Source organism: Pseudomonas sp. BNK-44-b (assembly GCF_047456245.1).
Taxonomy (GTDB): Bacteria; Pseudomonadota; Gammaproteobacteria; order Pseudomonadales; family Pseudomonadaceae; genus Aquipseudomonas; species Aquipseudomonas machongensis.
In genome coordinates this window covers 1,819,975-1,844,956 of sequence record NZ_CP179908.1, presented here as the reverse complement: position 1 = coordinate 1,844,956, position 24,982 = coordinate 1,819,975, and the positions used below count along the sequence as shown (strand labels likewise).

Below are 24,982 nucleotides of genomic sequence, written 5' to 3'. Positions count from 1 at the left end.
GAAACGAACCCGTCATGATTCTGCCTTGGCTGATCCTGATCCCCTTCATCGGCGGCTTCCTGTGCTGGCTGGGTGAGCGCTTCGGCGCCACCCTGCCGCGCTGGATCGCGCTGCTGACCATGTCCCTGCTGCTCGGTATCGGCCTGTGGCTGTGGGGCACCGGTGACTACACCCTCGCCCCCGCTCCGGGCGCCGAACCTGCCTGGGCTGTGGAATACAAAGTCCAGTGGATCCAGCGCTTCGGCATCAGCATCCACCTGGCCCTGGACGGCCTGTCGCTGCTGATGATCCTGCTCACCGGCCTGCTCGGTGTGCTCTCGGTGCTGTGCTCGTGGAAAGAGATCCAGCGCCACGTCGGCTTCTTCCACCTCAACCTGATGTGGATCCTCGGCGGCGTGGTCGGTGTGTTCCTGGCGCTGGACCTGTTCCTGTTCTTCTTCTTCTGGGAAATGATGCTGGTGCCGATGTACTTCCTCATCGCGCTCTGGGGTCACAGCTCGGCAGATGGCAAGAAGACCCGGATCTACGCGGCGACCAAGTTCTTCATCTTCACCCAGGCCAGCGGCCTGATCATGCTGGTGGCGATCCTTGGCCTGGTGCTGGTCAACTACAACGCCACCGGCGTGATCACCTTCAACTACAGCGACCTGCTCAAGGCACAGCTGCCGCCAGGTGTCGAATACCTGCTGATGCTGGGCTTCTTCATCGCCTTCGCGGTCAAGCTGCCAGTGGTTCCGTTCCACTCCTGGCTGCCTGACGCCCACGCCCAGGCGCCGACTGCAGGCTCCGTCGACCTCGCCGGCATCCTGCTGAAGACTGCCGCCTACGGCCTGCTGCGCTTCGCCCTGCCGCTGTTCCCGAACGCCTCGGCCGAGTTCGCGCCGATCGCCATGACCCTGGGCCTGATCGGTATCTTCTACGGTGCCTTCCTGGCCTTCGCCCAAACCGACATCAAGCGCCTGATCGCCTTCTCCAGCGTCTCGCACATGGGCTTCGTGCTGATCGGTATCTACTCCGGCAGCCAGCAGGCCCTGCAGGGTGCGGTGATCCAGATGCTGGCCCACGGCCTGTCGGCTGCGGCGCTGTTCATCCTGTCCGGCCAGCTGTACGAGCGCCTGCACACCCGTGACATGCGCCAGATGGGCGGCCTGTGGCACCGCATCGCGTATCTGCCAGCCATCAGCCTGTTCTTCGCCGCCGCGTCGCTGGGCCTTCCGGGCACCGGCAACTTCGTCGGCGAGTTCCTGATCCTGATCGGCAGCTTCGCCCACGTGCCATGGATCACCGTGATCGCCACCACCGGCCTCGTGTTCGGTTCGGTCTACTCGCTGATCATGATCCACCGCGCCTACTTCGGTCCGGCCAAAGCCGACACCGTGCTGGCCGGCATGGACGGACGCGAGCTGATCATGGTGCTGGGCCTGGCGGTGCTGCTGATCGTGCTGGGCGTCTACCCGCAGCCGTTCCTCGACACCTCTGCCGCCACCATGAGCGGTGTGCAGCAGTGGCTCGGTTCCGCTTTCACTCAACTCGCTTCGGCCCGGTAAGAGCGCTATGGAATTCACCACTCAACACTTCATCGCATTGGCGCCGATGCTGATCACCACCATCACCACGGTGGTGGTGATGCTGGCGATCGCCTGGAAGCGCAACCACTCGCAGACCTTCCTGCTGTCCACCGTGGGCCTGAACCTGGCCCTGCTGTCGATCCTGCCGGCACTGAAAGTCGCACCGCTGGCGGTCACCTCGCTGGTGACCATCGACAAGTTCGCCTGCCTGTACATGGCGATCATCCTGGTGGCCACCCTGGCCTGCGTTACCCTCGCCCACGCCTACCTGGGCGAAGGCTCCAAGGGCTTCCCGGGCAACCGTGAAGAACTCTACCTGCTGCTGCTGATGTCGGCGCTCGGGGGCCTGGTGCTGGTCAGCGCCAACCACCTGGCAGGCCTGTTCATCGGCCTGGAGCTGCTGTCGGTGCCGGTCTATGGCCTGGTAGCCTACGCGTTCTTCAACAAGCGCTCGCTGGAAGCCGGCATCAAGTACATGGTGCTCTCGGCTGCAGGTTCGGCCTTCCTGCTGTTCGGCATGGCCCTGCTCTACGCCGATGCCGGCGCCCTGACCTTCGACCAGCTGGGCAAGGCCCTGGCCGCCACCAGCATGCCAAGCCTGCTGGCCCAGCTGGGCCTGGGCATGATGCTGGTAGGCCTGGCCTTCAAGCTGTCGCTCGTGCCTTTCCACCTGTGGACGCCGGACGTGTACGAAGGTGCCCCGGCACCGGTCGCCGCCTTCCTGGCCACCGCCAGCAAGGTTGCGGTATTCGCCGTGGTCGTGCGCCTGTTCATGCTCTCCCCTGCCGCCAGCAGTGGCGTGCTGAGCACCGTACTGGCAGTGATCGCCGTCGCCTCGATCCTGGTCGGTAACCTGCTGGCGCTGACCCAGAGCAACCTCAAGCGTCTGCTGGGTTACTCGTCCATCGCCCACTTCGGTTACCTGGTCATCGCCCTGGTGGCGAGCAAGGGCCTGGCACTGGAGGCCATGGGTGTGTACCTGGTCACCTACGTGATCACCAGCCTGGGCGCCTTCGGCGTGATCACCCTGATGTCCTCGCCGTACGCCGGCCGTGACGCCGACGCGCTGTACGAGTACCGCGGCCTGTTCTGGCGCCGTCCGTACCTGACCGCGGTACTGACCGTGATGATGCTGTCGCTGGCCGGTATCCCGCTGACTGCAGGCTTCATCGGCAAGTTCTACATCATCGCCACCGGCGTCGAATCGCACCTGTGGTGGCTGGTCGGTGCTCTGGTGATCGGCAGCGCCATCGGCGTGTACTACTACCTGCGGGTCATGGTGACCCTGTACCTGGTAGAGCCGAACCTGCGTCGTCACGATGCGCCGCTGAAGTGGGAACAGCGTACCGGCGGCGTCATGCTGCTGGCGGTTGCGATCCTGGCCTTCGTGCTGGGTGTATACCCGCAGCCATTGCTGGAACTGGTTCAACAGGCTGGCCTGCACCTGGTGGGCTGATTCGTTCTGCGCTGTATCAAGACACCCCGCCTCGGCGGGGTGTCTTGTTTCTGGCACCGGTAAAACCGGCCACCGCCTTCAACCACAGCGAGCACGGTCGCGCGCCGGGCATTCAGCTCGGTGCAGATTCAACGCGGTATTGATAATGCCGATGTGACTGAACGCCTGCGGGAAATTCCCCAGCATTCGCTGCCCGAGCGGATCGTACTGCTCGGCCAGCAGGCCCACGTCGTTGCACAACCCGGTCAGGCGGTCATACAAGGCCTGCGCCTGGGCCTGACGCCCCAGCAGCACATACACGTCAGCCAACCAGAACGAACACACCAGGAAGGTCCCCTCCCCAGGCGCAAGGCCGTCGCTGCAACTGTCGCTGTCGTAGCGCAGCAACAAACCATTCTTCAGCAGACGATGCTCGATCTGTTCCAGCGTCCGCAAGAAACGCGGATCTTCCGCTGGCAGAAAACCGGTCAGGGCAATCTGCAGCAGGCTGGCATCGAGCTCGCTCGAACCATAGGCCTGCACGAAGTACTGCCCACCAGCGTCCAGCCCCAGCTCGCACACCTCTCGGTGAATCTGCTCGGCTACGTGACGATAATGCCTGCCACGTTCGCGATCTTCCTCGGTGGTTTCAGCCAGACTCGCCGCACGATCGAACGCGACCCAGGCCATCACCTTCGAATGCACGAACTGTTGGCGACCGCCACGCACCTCCCAGATTCCTTCGTCGGGCTCGCGCCAGATGCGCTCCACATACGGCATGATCAACCGGGCGATTGCCGCACTGCGAGGGTGGCGGGGCAGCCCGCCCTTGATCGCCTGGGCCATGGCATCGGCCACCTCACCATAGATATCCAGCTGGCGCTGCCCGGAGGCTGCGTTGCCGATGCGCACCGGGCTTGAGCGTTCATACCCGGCCAGCCAGGGCAAGGTGAACTCGGCCAGGTCGCGCTCGCCTGCCAGGCCATACATGATCTGCATCTGCTCCGGATTACCGGCAACCGAGCGCAGCAGCCATTCGCGCCAGGCCTGCGCTTCATCGAAGTACCCCAGGTTCATGAACGCCAGCAGGGTCATGGTGGCGTCCCGCAACCAGCAATAGCGATAGTCCCAGTTACGCTCGCCACCAATGCGCTCGGGCAGCGAAGTGGTGGCCGCGGCGACGATCCCGCCGGTGGGCGCATAGGTCAGCGCCTTGAGGGTCAACAGCGAGCGACGCACCAGGGCGCTGTGCGGCCCCATGTCAGGGCAGCGGGCAGCGAAGTCCTGCCAGAGCTCCAGGGTGCGTGCGAGCGCCTGATCAGCGTCGAAATCCGGCGTGTCGGGCAGGTGCGAGGGTTGATGACGCAAGGCGAACACCTGCCGCTCGCCCGCGCCCACATGAAAGCGGCAGACGCTGTGATGGTCCATTGCATGCAACCCGACCGTGCTACGCAGGATCAGCCGGTCGGGGCCGGCAACAGCACTGAGGGTCAGTGGATCGAGCCGCTCCACCCAGGGAACACTGCGGCCATAGTCGAAGCGCAGCACCAGATCGAGCTCGAATCGGGTCTGCCCCGAAAGACCTTCGACGATGCGTAGCACGGCGTTTTCTTCACCCAGGGGCATACAGTCGAGTACCCGGGCACGGCCGCTGGCAGTGGTCCAGGTGGTTTCCAGTACCAGGGTATCGCCCAGGTACTGCCGGCTGCACTGCTCCAGCGGGTCGCTGGGCGCCAGGCGCCAGCGACCATTTTCTTCATTGCCGAGCAAGGCGGCGAACACCGCCGGGGCGTCGAAACGGGGCAGGCACAGCCAGTCGATCGAACCATCGCGGCTGACCAGGGCTGCGCTACGGCAGTTGCCAAGCAGGGCATAGTCTTCGATGTGCGCGGGCATTGGAGCTCCTTGGATTGAGGCTTGGGTTCGCTCTGTTGCTTGTGACCACAACCGAGCACGCTTTGCGCCCCTCGCCCGAATCCTGCAGTACATCAACGACGTCGCCTCCCTGGCCTGCTACTGTTCTCCCCAGCCCCAACCCGTGAAGGATCACCCTGCCCCATGTCTTCCGACCTGCTCCTGGTCCTCGGCCTGCTGGCCATCGTCGTCACCCTGTTCATCCTCAACCGCCCCCGTATGGATGTGGTTGCCCTCTTGGTGATCCTGTTTCTGCCGCTGTCCGGCATCCTCACCGTCGAGCAGGCCCTGGCCGGCTTCAGCGATCCCAACGTGGTGCTGATCGCCGCGCTGTTCGTGATCGGCGAAGGCCTGGTGCGCACCGGCATCGCCTACCGCATCGGCGACTGGATGAGCGAACGCGCCGGCAACAGCGAGGCACGCTTGCTGGTGCTGTTGATGGTCGCAGTCGCCGGGCTTGGCTCGGTAATGAGTTCGACCGGGGTGGTGGCGATTTTCATCCCGGTGGTGCTGAGCATCGCTGCGCGTCAAAAGCGCTCGCCAAGCCGCCTGATGATGCCGCTGAGCTTCGCCGGCCTGATCAGCGGCATGCTCAGCCTGGTGGCGACGCCACCGAACGTGGTGGTGCACAGCGAGCTGGTACGCCATGGGCTGGAGGGCTTCAACTTCTTCAGTTTCACCCCGTTCGGCCTGGTCATCCTGGTGCTGGGTGTGGGCTACATGTTGCTGACCCGCCGCTGGCTCAACGGCGAGGTGCGCAAGGACGGCCGCAGCGAAAGCCGTCGCACCCTGCTCGACCTGGTGCTGGACTACAAACTCAGCGGCCGCGAGCGGCGGCTGCGCATTCGTCCACATTCGCCGCTGATCGGCCATACCCTTGGCGAGCTCGAATTACGTACCCGCCATGGCGCCAATGTGGTCGGCATCGAGCGCCAGCACAAATTCACCACCCGGGTGATCGCCGCCGACTCCGGCACCTTGCTGCAACAGGGCGATGTGCTGCTGCTCGACCTCTTCGCCAATCGCGACGATCTGCGCAGCTTGTGCCAGACCATGCAACTGGAACCCCTGCACTTCAAGGCCGCCTACTTCATCGATCAATCGCAGGAAGTGGGCATGGCCGAGGTCTCGCTGCCGCCCGGTTCGCAACTGATCGGCAAGACTATCCTGGAGCTGGCCTTTCGCAGTCGCTACGGCCTCAATGTGGTCGGCCTGCGCCGCGAGCAGAACGCGGTCGATGAGCAACTGGTGGAAGAGAAACTGCGCCTGGGCGATACCCTGCTGGTCATCGGCCCCTGGAAGGCCGTGCGCCAGCTGCAAAGTCAGCCGCGCGACTTCCTGGTACTCAGCCTGCCAGCCGAAGTCGATCAGGTGGCGCCTGCGCGCGCCCGTGCTCCGCACGCCTTGCTGAGCCTGGCGGTGATGGTCGGACTGATGGTCAGCGGCCTGGTACCCAATGTCCTCGCTGCGCTGATCGGCTGCCTGTTGATGGGCGCCGGGCGCTGTATCGACATGAACAGCGCCTACCGCGCGATCCATTGGCAAAGCCTGGTACTGATCGTCGGCATGCTGCCCTTCGCCCTGGCCCTGCAGAAGACCGGCGGCATCGACCTGGCCGTCACCGGGCTGGTCGGCCTGCTCGGCGGCGCCGGCCCGCTGGCCATCCTGGCCTGCCTGTTCGCCCTCACCGCAGTGATCGGGCTGTTCATCTCCAATACGGCTACGGCAGTGCTCATGGCTCCGGTTGCAATCAGCACGGCGCAACAGCTGGGGATGTCACCGTACCCCTTCGCCATGACCGTGGCCCTGGCCGCCTCGGCAGCCTTCATGACGCCGGTGTCCTCGCCGGTCAATACCCTGGTGCTCGGCCCGGGCCAGTACCGCTTCGCCGACTTCGTCAAGATCGGTGTGCCCTTCACCCTGCTGGTGATGGGTGTGACCGTGGTGATGGTGCCCTGGTTCTTCGGGTTGCAGTGAGCCGGCTGAAAACCTGTACCAAACCTGAAATATCAGGGAGGATCGGCACAAACTAATATCCAATTGACATCAATTCGTTTCATGAACCACACTGCAAGCCATGTGTCCCAGGTGTTCGCTGTAGTCGTCCTGGATTACGTTCCCGCTTGTCGGTCGAGCCCATGGTGTTTTCAGCCCAGTCGCGCCTGCTGCCTCCGTTGATCCTGTTTGGCCTGACCTTCGCCCTGACGCTGGGCGGTATCCTGGCCAGGCCGATCGAATCCCTGTCGCTGTTCTGGCCGGTCAATGCGGTGTTGGCCGGGGTTCTGCTGCGCCATCCCCGCCAGGGCAGTATCCTGGGCGTGGCCCTGATGTACCTGGCGATGGTCAGTGCTGATCTGATCTGTGGCAGCGAGTGGCGCCCGGCCCTGTGGTTCAACCTGTGCAACGTCGGTGCGATCGTCACTCTCTGGCGTCTGCTGGCGCACTTGCCCCGCTCCCACCGGCGCCTGCGTACACCTCACGGCGTACTGCGCGTCTTCGCTGCCTGTGCCGCAGGGGCCGTGGTGGCTGCGAGCCTCGCCTGCGTGATGGCCGCGCCCTGGTTCGATCAGTCATTGCGCACCACCTGGCTGGCCTGGTTCAGCGAACAGTTCTCCACCAGCGTACTCGTGCTGCCGATCATGCTCACTGCGCCGTCGCTCCCGGCCCTGGTGCGCAGCGGAGGGCTGCCTGTGCGACTGGCACCCTTGCTGGTGCTGCTGGCGTCGCTGGTGCTCAGTATCGTTTTCGGCGGCCCTGGCGCAATCGCCTTCCCCATTTCTGCGCTGCTGTGGTGCGCCCTGAGTTACTCCCCCTTCATGCTTTCGTTGCTGACCCTGACAGCGGGTAGCACCCTCATCGTTGCCGTAGCCCAGAACCTGATGCATTTCAGCGTGCCGCAGAGCGAGCCTGGCGTCACTGCGCTGATGTCGGCTCGCCTGGGCATCGCCATGCTGGTGCTTGGGCCGCTGGTGGTGGCCTGCGTGAGTAACGCCAACCGCGCCCTGCTGTCGCGCCTGGCGCACCAGGCGACCATCGATCACCTGACCGGCGCCCTGACCCGCAGCGCCTTCACTCGCCAGGCCAACGCCCTGCTCGAAGGCCGGCAGCAGCATGCCCAGACGCTGCCGCTGACCTTGATGATGCTCGATATCGACTACTTCAAGGCCATCAATGATCGCCATGGCCACGCCGTCGGCGACTACGTCCTGCGCCAATGCGCCAGGGCACTGCAGGACCAACTGCACGATGGCGAACTGTTCGCACGCCTGGGTGGCGAGGAGTTCGTCATCGTCATTCCGGGGCTGGCTCCTGAACAGGCCGCGTTCACTGCCGAGCGTCTGCGCCGGGCCGTGCAGGACCTGCAGATGGTGCAAGGCGAGGTGCCACTGCGTATCACCGTGAGCATCGGTGTCAGTGGCTGCAACGATAGCCAACCGATAGCCGACCTTGATGCCTTGCTGGCCGACGCCGACCAGGCGCTGTATCGCGCCAAGGCCCATGGCCGCAATCGTGTCGAGCAGGCCCAGCGCCAGGTCGTCTGAGTCAGCCGATCAGGTCCCACGAAAGCTTGCCGATCAGCACGCACAGCAGCACCAGGAACAGCCCGCGCACGAACCCTGCCCCCTTGCGTACCGCCAACCAGGTACCCGTCAAAGCCCCCAGGATGTTGAACACCGCCATCGGCAATGCAATGGCCCACAGCACGTTACCCGAGGGCACGAAGAACACCAGCGCTGCAAGATTGGTGGCGATGTTCACAAGCTTGGCCGACGCCGAGGCGTGGAGAAAATCCAGGGCGAAAAAGCGGATGAACAGGAAGATCAGGAAGCTGCCCGTGCCAGGGCCGAACAGACCGTCATAGAAACCGATGGCACCGCCGATCAGTACCGCCAGGCACTGTTCCCTGCGGCCGATGCGCGTCGGAGTGTGCACGGCACCGAAGTCCTTCTTGCAGAACGTGTAGATCGCCATCAACACGATCAGCACCAGCACCGCTGGGCGCATCACGCTGGGAGGGACCAACGACACGGTCGCAGCCCCGACGAACGACATCACGAAGGCACTGGCCATCGCCGGCACGATCAGCCCCCAGTCGAGGCTGACCTTGCGAATGAACGAGCGCGCAGCGAAAGCCGTGCCGCACACCGACGCGAACTTGTTGGTGCCCAGCAGCGCTGCCGGTTGAGCACCGGGCAACACATTGAACAATGCCGGAATCTGGATCAGCCCGCCGCCGCCGACCGCAGCATCGATCAATCCGGCAGCGAAAGCGAACAGGGACAACAGGACGATATCCGTCATTTGAAAGGTTCCAGCCAGAGAGAGCGTGCGCAAAGCCTAATCAAATGGCCGCACCTGTGTTGAAATGCCATATTGCACAAACCGCAATGAGGAACTCGCCATGGCACTGGACATGCTGCGCGAAATACAGGCCTTCGTCAGCGTCGCCCACAAGCGCAGCTTCGTCGCCGCCGCCCGCGCGCTGGGGCGCTCACCCAGCGCCGTAACCCGCGCGGTGCAGGCACTGGAGGACAACGCTGGCACCCGCCTGCTCAATCGCAGTGCCAACGCTGTGACCCTGACCGAAGCCGGTGAGCACCTGCTGCCACATGCACAGCGCTTGCTGGAGGTGCAACGTGATGCCGCCGATGAGCTGGCGGCGCTGAGCGGTTCGGCACAAGGCTGGATCCGCTTCGCAGTGCCCGAACTGTTAGGCCAGAAAGTACTGCCAGCGGTACTCGCAGACTTTTCCCAGCGTCACCCCCAGGTAACCCTGGACGTACAGTTCGTCGACCAGGCCCTGGACCCGGTGCAAGGCAAGTTCGATTTCGTCGTGCGCGGCGCCTTTCCCCAGTCAAGCGAACTGATCGGCTATCCACTGTGGAACTACCGCCGCCACCTGTACGCCAGCCCGGCGTACCTGCAGCAACACGGTTTGCCACTGGAGCCAGAGGAGTTGAGCGGCCATGCGCTGATCCTGCACACCGCTCCGCGCATCCTCAAGGCTTGGCATTTCTGCCGCGACGGCCAGATCACCAGCCTGCGACCACGTCCGCGCCTGCGCTTGTCCGCTGGCACTGCGGTGTATCAAAGCGCGCTGGCAGGCGCCGGCATCGCCCGCCTTGCCGACTGGCTGGGCGAGCCACAAGTGCAGGCCGGGCGCTTGCTGCGGGTATGTCCGGCGTATCACCTGACCTCCAGCAGCGGCCAGGATCCACAGATGCATGCGCTCTATCCGCCAGGCGAACAACCGGCTCGGGTCCGTGAACTGCTGCAGGCGCTGCGGCATGCGCGTCCCTGACCCTCAGATGGTGCTGTACAAATTCTGCTCAATTTAACAAAGGCCGCTTCACTCCTGGCTTGTAGCGTTTTATCCACAGACCTACCCACGTTTTTTGTGGACAGAATTCCGAGGCCAGATAACGACTTATCGCACACGCACCAGTGCAGCATTGGCCAGCTTGACCAATTCGATCCACTCGCCAACGTTGATCGCCCCGGCCTGCTCGAGTTGTTCGGCACAGAGCAGTGCCTGCTCGTAATCCCGTTCGCTGGCGATACCTGTGCCAACGAACCGCTCCCGCCACTCCAGCATCGCTGCAGTGCCCTTCTTGCTTTCCATGTACGACTCCGAGACAGGTGGGCTGCCGTCAAGCCAAAACTCCAGACGCCCCCACGCTCAGGCGCCGAAAACGGCCGCGGGAGATTACACGAGCGGTCATCAAACAAGAATAAATATCAACAAGAAGCCGACGGAAAGTCGATGAGAGGCGTAGCAGGAGGTAAAACGCATCGAGCCCGTCTCACGGGTAGACGGGCTCGGGAAAGTTGGACGGGCATTTCAGCCCGGCGGGATGGTACCCAGCAAGCCGATCAGGATCGTCAGCATCAGGAAACCACCCAGGAACAACGCAAGCTTGCCCATTGGAACCTCGACAAAGTGGGGACTGAACGGCAGAGCTGCCCGTCAGGGATACGGTGCAGCCGCGCTTGCCCAGCGCATACCGCTTCGTACGGCTGGGCTTGAGGGGCATTGTCAGGCCTTGGCTGATACGGTTACAGATTCAGGTTGCTGGAAAAAAAGCATATCAGATTGGTCGTTCAGTCCATCTGTCGCAACTTTTCCAACGGCAACCACCCCAGTTCACCGTTGCGCTGGCGCCGACACCAGAGCCAGCCGTTCAAACGCCGCAGCCCCACCATCACCTGTCCGGGATCAGCGTCCAGCTCATAGGCCGAGTACGACTCCAGTGCCCGCCCCTGGCCAACACCGAGCCGCTCGATCAGTTGCCCCGGTACCCAGCCTGGCTCTTGCCCCTCACAACTGCACAGGTACCAGTCCTGCCAGTCTTCCTCGCCCTCGTAACGCTGCCCGATCTGCAACAACGTCCCTCGGGCGAAGCTGATGGGTCGGGGGTATTCACTGCGATGGCTTTCGATCACCACGTATTTCATATGCCGCTCCCTGGCTATAGAAGAATCAGTCCTGGCAGTCGCTCAGAGGCTCATGACCATTTCATGCCAAGCCATGCCACCGTGATCGGAGCTGGAAGGTTTCACGTACTCATATCCCATCTTTTCGTACAACCCTACATGCTGGTCTTTGCACATCAGGTGAATGGTCGCCTTGCCACGTTCACGCATCTGCGTGATGAAGCGCGTCATCAGTTGCCCGGCGAAACCGCGCCCCTGAAACGCCGGATCGACCACCACCGACATGATCACCACATTGGGCGCCTGGGCATCGTGCCCCACCAGTTCCTTGAACGCCTCATCGGACATCACCACCTCGTGGGCACAACCACTGTTGATGAAACCCACCACTTGACCGTCCTGTTCCAGCACCAGGAAACCCTCCGGGTACTGGGCGATGCGCGTGGCAATCTTCTCCCGCGTGGCCGCTTCGTCGCCCTCGTAGGCGGTGGTTTCGATGTGATAGCAGCGGTCCACATCCGAAGGCGTGGCGGGGCGGAAAACAGGCGTATTCATGGGGCAGGTCCGTGTCTCGATAAGCAGAGGACGACATCCTAACCGCAGCGGCTCAGCTTCGCACCGCGATCACACATCACACCCTGCTTAACCGAGCATTACCTGTGCCCCCCGCTTTTGTATGTTTACGTATCAAAACCCAGCGCAGATACGTAGGAAAACCACACCCAACGTCATCAGACACATCCTTGATACACCCCGACATTTTACTGGTTGCCACCCCCGCCCCACGGCCAAGCCAAGGAAATGTCCATGTCCAGCCCTCACCGTTTCAGATACCCCGCTCTGCTCGCCGCCGTACTGATGCCGCTGAGCCTCGTTGCCACAGGCGCAGCCTTCGCCGCCGACCCAATGCCTGCCGCCCCAAGCACGCAAACCGCTCACGACACCTTTGGCCCGCTCAAGCACATCAAGGCCGGCGTGCTGGATGTCGCCTACGTCGAACAGGGCCCCGCCGACGGTCCCGTAGTCATCCTGCTGCACGGCTGGCCCTATGACATCCACAGCTTCGAAAGCGTGACGCCCCTGCTCGCTGCCAAGGGTTATCGCGTCCTGGTGCCCTATGTTCGCGGCTACGGCGACACCCGCTTCCTCTCCGACAAGACACCTCGCAACGCTCAACCCTCGGCCCTGGCCAGCGATGTGATCGCCTTCATGGACGCCCTGCACGTGCAAAAGGCCGTGCTCGCCGGCTTCGACTGGGGTGCGCGCAGCGCCGACATCGTCTCGGCCCTGTGGCCCGAACGGGTCAAGGCACTGGTCTCGGTCAGCGGCTATCTCATCAGCAGCCAGGAGGCCGCCAAGGCCCCGCTGCCGCCCAGTGCCGAGCTGCAATGGTGGTACCAGTTCTACTTCGCCACCGAGCGCGGCCGTGCCGGGTATGAAAAGAATCGCCATGATTTCGCCAAGCTGATCTGGCAACTCGCCTCGCCGAAGTGGGCATTCGACGATGCCACCTTCGATCGCAGTGCCAAGGCGCTGGACAACCCTGATCAGGTGGCGATAACAGTCAACAACTACCGCTGGCGCCTGGGCCTGGCGCGGGGCGAGACTCAATACGACCCGCTGGAAGCGAAACTGGCCAAGTTCCCCGCAATCACGGTACCGACCATCACCCTCGAAGGTGACGCCAACGGCGCACCGCATCCGCCGGCAGACGCCTATCGGCAACGTTTTACCGGGAAGTACGAGCATCGCCTGCTGACCGGCGGGATTGGCCATAACCCACCGCAGGAGGCACCTGCTGCCTTCGCACAGGCAGTGGTGGACGCCGACCACCTTTGACCGGCCCTGGCTCATCCACAAACAAAAGCCCTGGCATGCCAGGGCTTTTTGCGCAGGACAACAGGTCATCAGGACAATAAAGGTCAATGGCCTGTGGCAGGTCGGAATCCCAGCAGTGCTTTGGCCCGGGTATTGGACGCGCCCCGGATCGCTACATGATGAAACGCCTGTACCGCAGCCAGCGTGACGAACTGCTCAGCGCCTTGAAAAAAAGGCCACTGAGCGCCGACATCTGCACTGCCGGGCTGGCGGTGCTAGCGGCGGATTCTGCGCAGCGCATGTCACATCGACCATCGGCCTACTCCTAAAAATGAGCCGTCTGGCCTGCCGGCAGCGCGGCAGCGACTCCGCCTCGCACAGGCCTTTTAGGCCCAGTCTTATGGAGTAGCTAATGGCCAATTGCTCAAATGCCAACAGGTCAACCAATGAGCAACTTCAAGATGGCAAACCCCGTCATCGCCACCGCGCCCGCTTCCCGGACCCGCGTGGTCATACTCAGCAACGATAACCACTACGCACTGCGCATGATTGCCCGTCTGGGTGACAGCGAGCTGTTCCACATCGAGCATCTCGACTCGCTGAACAGCCTGATGACTCGCCTGCGCAAGCAGACGGTGGACATCATCATGGCCGAGATCCATGCCAACCAGGTCGACAGCCTCATGCTCCCATGCTGGGTGAGTGAGATGAATACGTCCGGTCGCCTGTGCAGCATTCCGCACATCGTCTGGACAGCACAGAGCGTCCCGGGCCCCCTTACAACCGAGCCGGACACGGGTAATGAGCACGACTGGCAAGAGTCGCTAAATGGTATATCCACCACCGCGCTGGCGTCCCATGCCCGCCTTGCCGAAGCCGCAGGCGTTCACGTCGAGATCGTCGGCGAGAGTGATCCCATCCAACTGCCGCAGGTACTCGAGAAGCTCGCAGGCACTGAACATCCCCGGCCGCAAAGCGCCCAGCCGGAAAAGCTGGAAAACCTGATCGGCGAGGATGATGTTGTCACTGTACTGGCCACGGGCGAGGGACTACGGGTGGTTTTGCAGCCCCAATACGACCTGACCAGCCGGCGAGTGGTCGGCGCCGAAGCATTGGTCCGCTGGCGGCATCCGCGATACGGTGAGGTGCCGCCATCCATTCTGATTCCATTGGTCAATCAGTTGGGACTCGACCTGTTACTGTTCAGCTATATCGAAAAGTCGGTGATCGAAATCCTGGGCACCCTTGATCGTCATGGGCTGGATATCCCCATCGCCATCAATGCATCGGCCCGCACACTCTGCGCTGCGGGGCTGGCCACGCGGCTGGCGGACAAGATGCTCAAGGCAGGACTGCCCCCCCGGCGCCTGAAAATCGAACTGACCGAAGAGATGGCAGCGGACAACGAACTGGCACTGTCAGCCTCGATCACAGCCTTGCGTGCGAAAGGTTTCAAGGTCTCGCTAGATGATTTTGGGGCCGGCGCCGCGACCCTTGCGCTGTTGGCTCGCATACCTTTTGACGAAATGAAAATCGACGGATCGCTGGTCCGGGCCGTGGGGCAGTCTTCACAGTCAAGCGAGATCATTTCCGGCATCGTCGGCCTGGCGCGATTGTTCAACCTGAACCTGGTCACCGAGGGCATAGAAGACGCCGCTAGCATCGAGTTACTCAGCCGTTTGGGTTGCCGAACCGGACAAGGGTTCGCCCTGGCACGCCCTCTGGAGCGAGACGCGTTCGTCGATATGCTTCTGCCATAGTGGCAGCACCTGTACAGGCCGTCATATCCCGCGTGTGCAGGAGGACCCTGTGTTCATTTATCTGCTTGCCCAGGCACTGGTATCGGCCATGTTCATAGTCTTTAATCTTACGGTCGCTTGACCTTTATCGAGTGTTCATTGGCATCTATGAAACCCCTACGTGTGGCACTGCTTGACGATCACGCCGTCGTTCGGCACGGCCTTGTCAGTCACCTTGGCGAGGAGCCCGGCATTGAAATTGTCGGAGTCTATGAAAACAGCCGCGAACTGCTGCGAGGCATGGCTGCCACCCCGGCGCAGGTACTGTTGCTGGATTTTGCTTTGGGACGCGACGAGCTCGATGGTGTTTCGCTGATACGCGCCCTACGTGCGCGCTTCCCTGATTGCCGGATCCTGGTGCTGTCAACCCACCACGAATCAGCCACCGTTTCACTTGCATTGCGAGTGGGTGCCCGTGGCTTCGTCGGAAAAGGCGAAGACCTCTCGGGCCTGGTCAAGGCCATTCGCACCGTCGCCTCAGGTGCAATCTACCTCAGCGCAGATATGTCCTACCAGGTGGCGGACGCCATCCGTCTGGTTGACACGGCCCAGCAACCGATCAGCGACAATGCGCTCGATCGCGCCGGATTGTCGGCACGCGAGCAGGAGGTGATCCGCTGTTACCTGGAGGGCATGACGGTGACCGAGATAGCTGACAAGTTCAAACGCAGTATCAAGACCATCAGCGCCCAGAAAGCGACTGCCTTCCGCAAGCTGGGTGTCACCTCCAACAACGGCCTGTTCAAAATCATGAAGACCCTGGACTGACGATGCACGTCCGTTGCCATCTGCGCACCTGGCTTCTTCTTGCCCTGTTATGCACCCCCAACGCCTGGGCCCTGGAGAACGATCCACCGGTGCCGTTTGCGCTCACCGCCGAGCAAGGCGCCTGGATCGCAAAGCATCCGGTATTGCGCGTTGCCGTGGTCGAAGACTTGATGCCCATCGAATACATGGAAAACGGCCACCTCCGAGGTCTTTCCGCAGAATACTTGCAATTGATCGCAAGCAGGACAGGCATGCGCCTGGAATACATCCCGGCCCATTCGGTACAGGAGCGCGCCGAAATGCTGGCGACCGGCAAGGCCGACCTGATCTCAGCCGTGCGCCTCAATGGTCCCAGTGGCCAGGATCCGCGCTTGCGTCATACCAGTTTCTACCTGAACACCACTGCAGTAGTGGTCATTCGCGCCACTCATCCGCCCATTATCGGTCTCGACCAACTCAATGAACTGACCGTGACCGTGCCCTTCTCCGATCGCTACCGCGAGGTTCTCGATATCAAGGCACCGAAAGCCCGCACCATCATCGGAGGCAGCGCGCTGAACATGCTGCAGCAGGTGGCTGATGGCACCGCAGACGCCGCGATAGCTACAGAGGCCTACCTCGTGCCCTTCCTGTACCGGCAGTTTCAGGGCCAGCTACAGATTGGTGGCGTCGTGGCCGATATGGGCTCGAAGCTCGCCATGAGCACGCGTGCCGATGACACAATGTTATTCGGGATCATCCAGCAGGTACTGGACTCGTTGAGCCTCGAGGAAACCCGAGAGCTGCACGCAAGTTGGATCGAAGGGCACGCAACGCCAGAGATGGGGCTACATGAGCTCACTGACCACTATCCCCATGAAGTCGCCCTGACTGCACTGGTGGTGCTGATGTTGGCGGGCCTGGCGTATCAAGCCCATCGCCAGCGCCAGCGGGCGGTGAGTAACGAACGAGAAAAGGCCATGTTCCTGGCGGTGATGAGCCACGAAATTCGCTCACCGATTAACGCGGTCCTGGCTTCTGTGGAGCTGTTGCACAACACGCCGCTGGACCGCACGCAACAGCACTTCGTGCAGCTGGCCAGTAACGGCGCGCAGTCACTGCTGACGCTGCTTGACGATGTGCTCGACATCTCAAGGCTTGAGGCTGGCCAGGTGAAACTCGAGCCGGTGCCCGTGAACCTCGCCAACCTGGTCAGAAACGTAGTCGATCTGCACAGCTTGCGTGCCCGTGAACGGCATCTGTCGATCAGCGTTGTGGGGCCTGTTGATCCGCCCCTGCTGATGCTGGATGACACCCGCCTGGCGCAGGTGCTGCACAATTTGCTGTCCAACGCGATCAAATTCACCGAACAGGGCGGTATCGAGGTGGCCTACCTGATCGCCGACACGGACACCCCTTCACTCAAGCACATCCGTTTGACGGTAACGGATACCGGCATTGGTATCAGCGCCGAGGCTCAGCAGCGGCTGTTCCAGCCATACAGTCAGGCGGCGCGTACACATCGGCGCTCCGGCGGTACTGGCCTGGGGCTCGCTATCTGTCGTGATTTGCTGCAGTTGATGAGCGGTGGCATCACCCTCGACAGTACGCCGGGCCAAGGCACGCGCATGGAGTTGTCGCTGCCAGCCGAGCTAGCCTCGGCCGGCGCACTGGAAAATCACCTGAAAACCTTGCCTCCTCGTGCGCCGGCGGCAACCACACAGAACCTGCGCATATTGGTGGTGGAAGACACCGTGGCCAACCAGGCGGTACTAAAGGCCCAGATCGAGGGTTTCGGCTGTACGGCGGTGATTGCCAAGGATGGCGCTCAAGCCATGGATTGTTTCGAACAAGGCACCTACGACCTGATCCTGATGGACTGCGACCTGCCCGACCAGGACGGCTATTCGCTGACCCAGATGTTCCGCATGATAGAGCACGACGCTGCCCAGGCACGCTGCCCGATCATCGCGATTTCCGCGTCTACCGGCAGCGAACATGTCAGCCGCTGCTTCGATGCCGGGATGGACGGCATCCTGGGTAAGCCGATCAGCGTGGGTAAACTGCAGGACGCCATAGAGTTGTGGTGTGGCGTGCAACTGACGCTGATCCCACACCCCTTCTCCGAAGCCGACAGGATGAGCGACGTGCGCATCCGCGAAGCCTTCGAACAAGACCTGCTCGCCCTGCTCGAAGCCATTGCCCTCTGCCAGCTGGAGCCTGCCCTGCATGCCGCGCATCGGCTGCATGGCGCGGCGCTGAGTATCGAGTGGCCCGCCGTGGCGTGCGAGGCCGCTGAACTGGAAGCCCTGCTCAAGGCCGCCAGGCCCTGGCACGACCCCGCTTACCGCGCAACATTGCGCGCCCTGGTCATAGCGCTGCGCAGCACCAACAACCCCAAGCAATCGCCTGCGGCGGCGCAAAGTCCTGCAACTGAAATTCGGACCAGTCCTATTGGTTCACCGGGCGCGCAAGGCTAAAACCGTCTCAGGCCACCAGGCCGCTCTCTGTCATGCGCAACCAAAGGCGACCCATGAGTTCCATTCACTGCATCCAGCACCTGCAACTGCGCCTGATTGAGTCGGCGTCGGTCAACGAAAGCTGTGCCACCGATTTGCTGTTAATCCTGCGCAAACTCACCAGCGCGGAGGCCAACAGCGTCAACGGTATTATCAGTTTGTTGCACAGCGAAGCCGATGCGCTGAGGAGCCTGTCGATAGGCATCACCCAGCGCTACGCCCACCGTGCTGAGCTACTGACTGTGAACCACCAATGAGTTCAATCGACAGTCTTTACCTGGCTCACTTGCTACAAGATCGGATATCGCGGACCGCCTTCATCATCGAAAGCTGTATCGTCGACCTCCATGAGTACCAGGCCGGCGTACCCGAGGAATACGCCGAGACCATCCTTTATGTGATCGACTTGTTGCAGGAGGAAGCGCAGCGGCTCAACGAATTTTCAAAATTGCTGGTACGCAGCAGATGCCTATTCTTTGAGTATTGAGACGTATCGATTCGACTGTTGCGCGCTCGATGGGCATCTGTCTGCTGGCGATATCTAGGAGGGTCTGACCGGGGCGCTGATGCAGCAGAAAACGCAGCGACCTGTGCAGTTCGAGATAACTGACAAGCACGATCTGCTCTCGCGACCTGAATACATCGGGCCCAGCTACGCAACGAGGACTACCTTTGTGCATCCATCAGAGCATCTATCTACTCGTCAATACGCTCGTATCGTCAAAGGCTGAGTGAAAGCCGTAGGCCTTGATCCGGCGATGTATGCCACACATCCGTTGCACGTGTGAACGTTAACCGCAGTATCTGGCAGTTTTCATCATATTTTCTTGCTCAGTAAACCTGGAAGATACGCATAAGCCTCTCAAGCTTTACGTGTACGTCGTGCACAGCAGTTTCTGTATTGGGCAGAATAATCAACCGATGCTGCGTTTATGGCGTAACGAACCACCATATGAATTAGACGGGGCAGGACTTCCAATCGCCCGGCTACGATGACCCATGAGGCAAGCTGTGCTTGGGGTTGCCTTTCTTGCTGTCTGATTTACCAGCATTCAGGCTCACCCCAGCAACCGAACGATTACCAGTGGTAACCCAATCCTAGGTTTATTCCGAAGTCACCACGCGCAGTACCCGCCCCCACAGCGCTGTAAGTCCATTGGCCGCTCGCCGACCGGGCGTTCAGCCCGACTGCCAGGGCCGGTTGCCCTTCATAGACCGCGGTGGCCATGGCCAGCATCGACTTGCCCGCCGACGATGCTGCTGGCAATGCGGCCATGGCCATCGCCGAAGCCACACCCGCATAGACATCCTGACGCAAGTACCCCAATTGGCGGTCGGTATAGGCGTTGGCCTGATGGAGCGTGCGGTTGGCGGCCTGGCTGGAAAGCCGCGTGGTTTGCCTCAGGTTGACCGCATCGGTACGATGGGCCGCGTCGGCCACATGGGTCACCTGACGCTCAGCGCCCCTTGAACCCACCGCCACGCTATTGGCTCGATCCGCCTGGGAGCCCGTTCCCAGGGCAACGCTGTTATCCCCATTGGCCTTCGCTTCGCTACCCTGGGCGCTGCTACGCGTGCCCTGGGCGACCGCACCGGCACCGGTGGCAACGCTGTGCTCGCCCGTCGCCCGGGCATTACTGCCCAGCGCCACGGCCCGGCTACTCGGCGCGACGCTGGCCTTGTCGCTGCCATCGCCCTGGCTGTCCACCGCCATGACGGCAGCCTGCCGGCCAAGCTGCCGAACCTGCTGGTTCGTCGCATCGAGCTGGCGCCCGGTGACCGCATCGGTACTGTCCGTACCAAGCGCACCGTCCTGCACCCCACCCAAGGTCCGCGGCCCCTGGTTCCCGGCAATATCGACGCGGGTTCCGTCAGTCCCCTTGGCAATCTGGATATCGCGGCTGGCCGGGGCCTGCCGGACCAGCCCCACTTCTCCGGCCGCCACCTGCGCACGCACGTCGCTAGCGTCGGCGCTGGACTTGTCCGCCTTGTCGTTGGCCGCTACCAGCGAATCGTCCAACGCCGTGATGGCCTGCCCCACGTTACTAGCGGCGACCGGCGACGGCGCGCCATCCGCGCCCACGCCCGTCACATTGAAGGTGGGCACGTTGAGTGTGTCGTCGGGATTGACCGCTGCCCCGTCACCCAAAGCGTAGGCCAATGCCTGGTTTCCATCACGTGCAGCGTCCCGGATACGACCGAGCACCGTTTCCCCGTTTTCCAGCCCTTGCAACTGGCCAGCAGAGCGCTCGGCAAGCTGGCTGGCCTGTCCGGCCGTGGCCTGCGCCAGGTCAGCGGTCTGGCGGGCATCGGCGGCGGATGCCTGTGCCTGGTCAGCGGTACGCTGGGCCCCCTCGGCGGTGCCATGCCCGTCATCGGCCATCGCCATGGCGCCAGCGGCTGTAACCCGGGCTTGCTCGGCGACTTCTCGAGCATGTTCGGCGGTGCCCTGCGCCTCTGTGGCCACGCCTTCAACGGCGTCGAGCTGGCTCATGTTCACTGCATCGGTTGCGGCCAGACCCTCGGCGAGGTGAGTGATACGAGCAGGGGTAGCCCGCTGGTCATCACGACCGGCACTGTAGGTAGCGCTGGCTTCGTCCCACAGCAGACTGCCATCACGCAGCCTGTCAGCGTGCTGGGCCAATGCTCCAAGCGCCTCGCCTTGACCTTGTAAGGCACCGCTGAGCGTCGCAACGTTGCCGTCCAGCGCGCCGAGGGCAGCGCCGATGTCGTCATGCGTCTGCGTCGACGGCTGGACGCTACCATCCTCGGCGACCTGGCCAATGGAATAGGACGGCGCGGTCGGTTGGCCGTCGGCTCCTACCGTCGAACCGCCCCCCAGCACCTGCGCCAGAAACTCGCTGGCCGAATCCGCCGCCCCCTTGATCGCACCGTTGATGCGTTCGACCACGGTTTCGCCGGCGCCAATGCCCTGCAGCTGGCCGGCCGCCGTGTCGGCAGTGGCCTTGGCAGCGTTGCCAGTCCCCTGGGCGGCCTCGGCAGCCTGCTGGGCAGTCGAGGCCGACCGCAGTGCGGTGTCGGCGGCGCCCTGCGCAACCGCCGCACGTTCATTGACCGTGGAGGCCGTGCCCCGTGCAGTGTCCGCTGTACCTTGCGCGGCTTCGGCAGAGCGCCGCGCGTCACCGGCGGCGTTCAGTGCGCTGTCAGCCGTTGCCTGGGCACGTCCCGCCGCCTGCCGGGCGCCGGTTGCGGCACTCAGGGCGCCGTCGGCACTCGCCTGCCCGGCATCGGCCGATTGCTGGGCATGCGCCGCCAAGCCCAGGGCGCTATCCGCCGTGCGCTGTGCCCCCTCGGCGGTTTGTTGTGCCGTGGCGGCCGAGGCCGAGGCGTTGTCAGCGGTTCGTTGAGCATCACCCGCCGCCTGCTGCGCAGTGGAAGCTGCCGTCAGTGCACGATCAGCCGTGCCCTGGGCCGCGTCGGCGGAACCTTGTGCGGTGTCGGCTGCGCTGAGCGCCTGATCGGCGGAGCCCTGGGCCACGGTGGCGGCCTGCTGCGCGGCAGTGGCCGAGGTCATTGCGGTATTCGCAGCCCCCTGTGCGCCCGTCACCGCTTGCTGAGCTATTGCGGCCGCGGCCTGGGCGTTATCCGCCTGGCCTTGTGCGGCGTTCGCGGCCTGTTGAACCGACGAGGCCGACGCCAGGGCCCTATCGGCCGTCTGCTGGGCAGCCGTCGCGGTCTGCTGGGCCGTCGATGCCGAGGCCTGGGCCGCATCGGCGGTGCTTTGTGCAGAGGCGGCATGCTGCTGGGCGATGAATGCCGCGCTGACGGCTGCATCGGCCGTTTCCTGGGCGGTTTCTGCGGCGACCTGGGCCGTTGCGGCGGTAGACAACGCACCCTCACCGGTGGCCTGGGCTGCCTCTGCGGCCTGCTGCGTCGCAGCAGCCGATGTCTGGGCCCCCCGGGCAGTGTGCTCGGCGGCGTCGGCGGTCTGCCGCGCCACCTCTGCAGCGGTGGCGGCGGAGCCGGCCGTACCTTGTGCGGCATCGGCCGCATGCTGGGCACGGGTGGCGGCACTCAGGGCCGTGTCAGCGGTGCCCTGTGCGCCTTCGGCGGTCCGCTGCGCAGTGGCTGCGGAATCCTGTGCTCGGTTGGCCGTGCCTTGGGCGGCCTCGGCGGCCACTTGGGCATTGAGCCCGGCCTGCCCGGCCGTGTCGGCAGTGCGTTGGGCCCCGTCCGCCGCGCCCTGTGCAGCTGTTGCGGTGTCCTGCGCCATCGCAGCGGTGCGTTGGGCGCCATCGGCCGTTGCCTGGGCCTGGGTGGCTGCGGTCTTCGCTGCCTCGGCCTGTTGCCCGGCGGTATCCACCGCGCCGCGCGCTTCGCTCACGGCGTTCGTGGCCGCTTCGGCGTGAGCCTGGACAGCCGCGGCATCTCTCTTGGCTTCATGGCCGCGCTCGTCAGCCTGGCTGGCAGCGGCGCGCGCGCTGCCGGCAGCGTCCTGGGCGTTGCGGGCAGCATCTGCAGCCGCGCTCACCGTACCTTGCGCCGCCTCTAAAGCCTCCTGGGCCTTGACCACCGCTCCTGCTGCGGCAGCGGCGGTGTCACGCGCGGCGGTGGCAGCCTGGCCAGCTTCACCGGCGTCACGTTCGGCCTGGGCGGCTGTCGTTTGTGCCCGGCTTGCCACTGCCTCGGCATCGGTTGCCGTGCGGTGCACGCCGTCGGCCAGCGTCTTGGCCGCGTCAGCGGCACGCTTGGCGGTGAGTGCCGATGCCTCAACGGTATCCAGTTGTCCCTTGTTCACCGCGTCGGTGTCGACCTCGCCCGCAGCCAGGTCGACGATACGGTTCTGTGCAGTGTCGCCACGGGCGGCGCTGTAGGACTGCGTTTCCGGGTTCCAGCGCAGCCGGTTGTCGGGGGCCCACTGATCGACTTCGATTGCCGTCTCGAAGGCACGGTCGAAAACCGCCCCCAGGTTCTGGTCGGTGCCCTTGTACGAACGGTCGAGGGCCTTGAGCGCGCCCAACAGGCTGCTCGGCTGTTTTTCGGCTGGTGCCAGGCTGGTCAGCGCCAGCGGCGGCACCACCAGCTTGCCATCCTGGGCCCCCATGCCCGTGCCCAGTGCATCGGCCACGGAGCGGCTGACCACCAGCTCGCGCTCGCCCAGCCGGCGAATGGCGTCGTAGCCGACGAACAACTGGGCGCCATTGACGGCGTCGGTACTGGTCGGGTTGACGCTTCCGGGCGCCACGTAAATCAGTTGGCGCCAGCGGGCCACATCTCCCAGGGCGACCGTGCTGATGGCATGGGTCCGGTCAACGCTGTAGGTCTGGCCATTGAGCGTGACGGGCGCCACCTCACGAAGCGCGCCGACCAATCCCACCGAAAAGCTGCCCAGAGCAACGCCATCGCTGTCCCGGGCGCGGGAGGTGTAGCCCACCGACAGGCTGTTGGTACCACTGGCGATAGCCGAACGCCCCAGTGCCACGGCGGCGCTCCCCGATGGCTGGGCAAAACGGCCGCCTGCAAAGGAAGAATCGCCGCGGGCAATGGCGAGAGAACCCGCAATGGTGGCGGCTTCGCCAACGGCATTCGCGGCCGAGCCGAACACGGTAGTATGGGCATTGTTACCAAAACTGCGGTTGCCGAAGACTACCGCGTAAGGGCTATTTACTTCAGGGCTTTTTACTTCTGATTCCTGCCCAAACGCAATGCTATGGAGCATCGAGCTCACAGCGCCGCGGCCAATCGCCATACCGCCGCCGCTGGCCGAAAAGTCGATGGCTCGCCCCTCTGGTGTTTTCCCTACCTGCCCGATGGCCAAGTTGCCGGCCGCATCCCCCAGCATCAGCCGGCCGCTGTTGACATACAGCTCACCGCCCAGGGACATCGAGGTCGCGCCAACGCCGGCATCCGGACGGTAGATCAGTACGCTGCCGGTCTGCCCGCTCTTGCTGCTGGCATTGCAGTTACCGGACCGATCCTTGAACGTGAAGGTGCCGCTGCGCAGCTCACTTTCGCTGAGACGCCAGATTCCTTCCTGGGGATCATTGAAACTCGTGCATTCCCCGTCGGGGTTCGCATTGATATGCACGCCATTGCCCGCCTCGGCCGCGGCCATGCCCAGGAGCGCCGAGATACCGCTCAGGGTCAACAGCCCGAGCGCCTGCCAGTCCCGTGGCACACTGCTGATGTCGTTGCGGTGAAGCGCACGGATGATGGCGCGAATCGGGTTGAGTGGAACAGCACGCAGACAAACAGCCTGCAAAACGAGGCGTGACATGACTTTCACAATAACGAACCCTGTGGCAGTAACTGGTGCGCACAAGCGCTACGGCAACCCGGCGGCTTGGGCAATTTCCATACGGCTGACCCGACTGCCCGCGCGAATGGCGGGCAGCGATTTCGAGAGCGGATTGTGACGAGCGTCATGTTTTGACGACATCGGACTACTCCTAAACCGGAGCAACGATCCTGATTCGTCATGCGGTGAACAAGGCGTACCGCCAGGCATCTTTTTGTGGCGGAGCAGGCGGCGTGAGGCAGGCGTTACCAGGCCGCCTCGCCTTAGGTAGGCCTGGTCTTAGTGTCGCGGCGTCTTAGGGTCTGTATGAAAAGCCTTGAGACGAAGGTCAGGCAAGGCGAAAACAGCCGAGGAAGCGGAGTTTACGGATTGTAAATGAGCATTCCGAGGCTGTTTTCAACGCAGCATCACCGAGTATCAAGGCTTTTCGTACAGAGCCTAGCAACGAGAAGGGAACAGGCGAGCACGGGGCTCGCCTGGCCCGTCAG

The 24,982-nt window shown here is 63.2% G+C and carries 18 protein-coding genes and 1 pseudogene; 13 read left to right on the top strand and 6 right to left on the bottom strand.

Annotated features, from left to right (window positions below; translation table 11 throughout):
• The first annotated feature begins 14 nt into the window (after window positions 1-14).
• Complete coding sequence (nuoM, locus tag ACMGGG_RS08470) at window positions 15-1,547, top strand: NADH-quinone oxidoreductase subunit M (RefSeq protein ID WP_054892698.1); 1,533 nt, start codon at window positions 15-17, stop codon at window positions 1,545-1,547.
• A gap of 7 nt (window positions 1,548-1,554) precedes the next feature.
• A complete protein-coding gene (nuoN, locus tag ACMGGG_RS08465) occupies window positions 1,555-3,024 on the top strand; it encodes an NADH-quinone oxidoreductase subunit NuoN (RefSeq protein WP_054892697.1) in 1,470 nt (489 codons plus the stop codon).
• Between the two features lie 78 nt (window positions 3,025-3,102).
• Here the strand turns inward: nuoN and ACMGGG_RS08460 are convergent, their stop codons facing one another.
• Window positions 3,103-4,899, bottom strand: a complete 1,797-nt coding sequence (locus ACMGGG_RS08460) for a glycoside hydrolase family 15 protein (RefSeq protein WP_414155264.1) — start codon at window positions 4,897-4,899, stop codon at window positions 3,103-3,105.
• A gap of 162 nt (window positions 4,900-5,061) precedes the next feature.
• On the opposite strand from ACMGGG_RS08460, the gene ACMGGG_RS08455 reads away from it, so the two are divergent.
• Both ACMGGG_RS08455 and ACMGGG_RS08450 read left to right on the top strand, forming a co-directional pair.
• Entirely contained in the window at window positions 5,062-6,894 is a 1,833-nt protein-coding gene (locus ACMGGG_RS08455) for an SLC13 family permease (protein WP_054892695.1), read from the top strand.
• Between the two features lie 146 nt (window positions 6,895-7,040).
• Window positions 7,041-8,459, top strand: a complete 1,419-nt coding sequence (locus ACMGGG_RS08450) for a GGDEF domain-containing protein (RefSeq protein WP_063544316.1) — start codon at window positions 7,041-7,043, stop codon at window positions 8,457-8,459.
• A gap of 1 nt (window position 8,460) precedes the next feature.
• Here ACMGGG_RS08450 and ACMGGG_RS08445 read toward each other — a convergent pair whose 3' ends face one another.
• On the bottom strand, window positions 8,461-9,219 hold the full coding sequence (locus ACMGGG_RS08445) for a sulfite exporter TauE/SafE family protein (RefSeq protein ID WP_054892693.1): 759 nt from the start codon (window positions 9,217-9,219) through the stop codon (window positions 8,461-8,463).
• Between the two features lie 100 nt (window positions 9,220-9,319).
• Here ACMGGG_RS08445 and ACMGGG_RS08440 point away from each other — a divergent pair, with 100 nt between their 5' ends.
• The gene (locus ACMGGG_RS08440; RefSeq protein WP_153773024.1) at window positions 9,320-10,219 is read left to right on the top strand and encodes a LysR family transcriptional regulator; all 900 of its coding nucleotides are present in this window, start codon (window positions 9,320-9,322) and stop codon (window positions 10,217-10,219) included.
• Between the two features lie 126 nt (window positions 10,220-10,345).
• Here the strand turns inward: ACMGGG_RS08440 and ACMGGG_RS08435 are convergent, their stop codons facing one another.
• The 3 genes from ACMGGG_RS08435 to ACMGGG_RS08425 all read right to left on the bottom strand — a co-directional run bounded on the left by ACMGGG_RS08435 (window position 10,346) and on the right by ACMGGG_RS08425 (window position 11,907).
• Window positions 10,346-10,540, bottom strand: coding sequence for a hypothetical protein (locus ACMGGG_RS08435; protein ID WP_414155263.1), 195 nt, complete (start codon window positions 10,538-10,540; stop codon window positions 10,346-10,348).
• 479 nt (window positions 10,541-11,019) lie between these two features.
• Entirely contained in the window at window positions 11,020-11,373 is a 354-nt protein-coding gene (locus tag ACMGGG_RS08430) for an SH3 domain-containing protein (protein ID WP_054892690.1), read from the bottom strand.
• A gap of 42 nt (window positions 11,374-11,415) precedes the next feature.
• Complete coding sequence (locus ACMGGG_RS08425) at window positions 11,416-11,907, bottom strand: GNAT family N-acetyltransferase (RefSeq protein ID WP_063544307.1); 492 nt, start codon at window positions 11,905-11,907, stop codon at window positions 11,416-11,418.
• A gap of 252 nt (window positions 11,908-12,159) precedes the next feature.
• On the opposite strand from ACMGGG_RS08425, the gene ACMGGG_RS08420 reads away from it, so the two are divergent.
• The 8 genes and pseudogenes from ACMGGG_RS08420 to ACMGGG_RS08385 all read left to right on the top strand — a co-directional run.
• Window positions 12,160-13,191, top strand: coding sequence for an alpha/beta fold hydrolase (locus ACMGGG_RS08420; RefSeq protein ID WP_414155262.1), 1,032 nt, complete (start codon window positions 12,160-12,162; stop codon window positions 13,189-13,191).
• Between the two features lie 155 nt (window positions 13,192-13,346).
• Entirely contained in the window at window positions 13,347-13,499 is a 153-nt protein-coding gene (locus ACMGGG_RS08415; RefSeq protein WP_193217453.1) for a hypothetical protein, read from the top strand.
• 117 nt (window positions 13,500-13,616) lie between these two features.
• Window positions 13,617-14,930 (top strand): EAL domain-containing protein, encoded by a 1,314-nt coding sequence (locus ACMGGG_RS08410; protein WP_414155261.1) that lies wholly within the window; start codon window positions 13,617-13,619, stop codon window positions 14,928-14,930.
• Between the two features lie 162 nt (window positions 14,931-15,092).
• A complete protein-coding gene (locus ACMGGG_RS08405) occupies window positions 15,093-15,737 on the top strand; it encodes a response regulator (RefSeq protein ID WP_414155260.1) in 645 nt (214 codons plus the stop codon).
• 2 nt (window positions 15,738-15,739) lie between these two features.
• Window positions 15,740-18,196 carry an ATP-binding protein gene (locus tag ACMGGG_RS08400; protein ID WP_414155259.1) on the top strand — a complete coding sequence of 819 codons (2,457 nt, stop codon included), beginning with the start codon at window positions 15,740-15,742 and terminating at the stop codon, window positions 18,194-18,196.
• Between the two features lie 53 nt (window positions 18,197-18,249).
• Window positions 18,250-18,492, top strand: a complete 243-nt coding sequence (locus tag ACMGGG_RS08395; protein WP_151923995.1) for a hypothetical protein — start codon at window positions 18,250-18,252, stop codon at window positions 18,490-18,492.
• Window positions 18,489-18,722 (top strand): hypothetical protein, encoded by a 234-nt coding sequence (locus ACMGGG_RS08390; RefSeq protein ID WP_151923996.1) that lies wholly within the window; start codon window positions 18,489-18,491, stop codon window positions 18,720-18,722. Before ACMGGG_RS08395 ends, ACMGGG_RS08390 begins: the two co-directional genes overlap by 4 nt.
• Window positions 18,723-18,798: 76 nt before the next feature.
• Window positions 18,799-18,963: pseudogene (locus ACMGGG_RS08385) on the top strand (integrase); the annotation flags it as partial.
• Between the two features lie 350 nt (window positions 18,964-19,313).
• On the opposite strand, the gene ACMGGG_RS08380 reads toward ACMGGG_RS08385, so the two are convergent.
• The gene (locus tag ACMGGG_RS08380) at window positions 19,314-24,473 is read right to left on the bottom strand and encodes a YadA-like family protein (RefSeq protein ID WP_414155258.1); all 5,160 of its coding nucleotides are present in this window, start codon (window positions 24,471-24,473) and stop codon (window positions 19,314-19,316) included.
• Window positions 24,474-24,982: the final 509 nt, after the last annotated feature.

Coding starts and splice junctions, on each gene's coding strand:
- ACMGGG_RS08420 (WP_414155262.1), top strand. CDS start 12,160: ATGTCCAGCCCTCACCGTTTCAGATACCCCGCTCTGCTCGCCGCCGTA.
- ACMGGG_RS08395 (WP_151923995.1), top strand. CDS start 18,250: ATGAGTTCCATTCACTGCATCCAGCACCTGCAACTGCGCCTGATTGAG.
- ACMGGG_RS08435 (WP_414155263.1), bottom strand. CDS start 10,540: ATGGAAAGCAAGAAGGGCACTGCAGCGATGCTGGAGTGGCGGGAGCGG.
- ACMGGG_RS08445 (WP_054892693.1), bottom strand. CDS start 9,219: ATGACGGATATCGTCCTGTTGTCCCTGTTCGCTTTCGCTGCCGGATTG.
- ACMGGG_RS08430 (WP_054892690.1), bottom strand. CDS start 11,373: ATGAAATACGTGGTGATCGAAAGCCATCGCAGTGAATACCCCCGACCC.
- ACMGGG_RS08415 (WP_193217453.1), top strand. CDS start 13,347: ATGATGAAACGCCTGTACCGCAGCCAGCGTGACGAACTGCTCAGCGCC.
- ACMGGG_RS08380 (WP_414155258.1), bottom strand. CDS start 24,473: ATGTCACGCCTCGTTTTGCAGGCTGTTTGTCTGCGTGCTGTTCCACTC.
- ACMGGG_RS08455 (WP_054892695.1), top strand. CDS start 5,062: ATGTCTTCCGACCTGCTCCTGGTCCTCGGCCTGCTGGCCATCGTCGTC.
- ACMGGG_RS08460 (WP_414155264.1), bottom strand. CDS start 4,899: ATGCCCGCGCACATCGAAGACTATGCCCTGCTTGGCAACTGCCGTAGC.
- nuoN (WP_054892697.1), top strand. CDS start 1,555: ATGGAATTCACCACTCAACACTTCATCGCATTGGCGCCGATGCTGATC.
- ACMGGG_RS08410 (WP_414155261.1), top strand. CDS start 13,617: ATGAGCAACTTCAAGATGGCAAACCCCGTCATCGCCACCGCGCCCGCT.
- ACMGGG_RS08440 (WP_153773024.1), top strand. CDS start 9,320: ATGGCACTGGACATGCTGCGCGAAATACAGGCCTTCGTCAGCGTCGCC.
- ACMGGG_RS08390 (WP_151923996.1), top strand. CDS start 18,489: ATGAGTTCAATCGACAGTCTTTACCTGGCTCACTTGCTACAAGATCGG.
- nuoM (WP_054892698.1), top strand. CDS start 15: ATGATTCTGCCTTGGCTGATCCTGATCCCCTTCATCGGCGGCTTCCTG.
- ACMGGG_RS08400 (WP_414155259.1), top strand. CDS start 15,740: ATGCACGTCCGTTGCCATCTGCGCACCTGGCTTCTTCTTGCCCTGTTA.
- ACMGGG_RS08425 (WP_063544307.1), bottom strand. CDS start 11,907: ATGAATACGCCTGTTTTCCGCCCCGCCACGCCTTCGGATGTGGACCGC.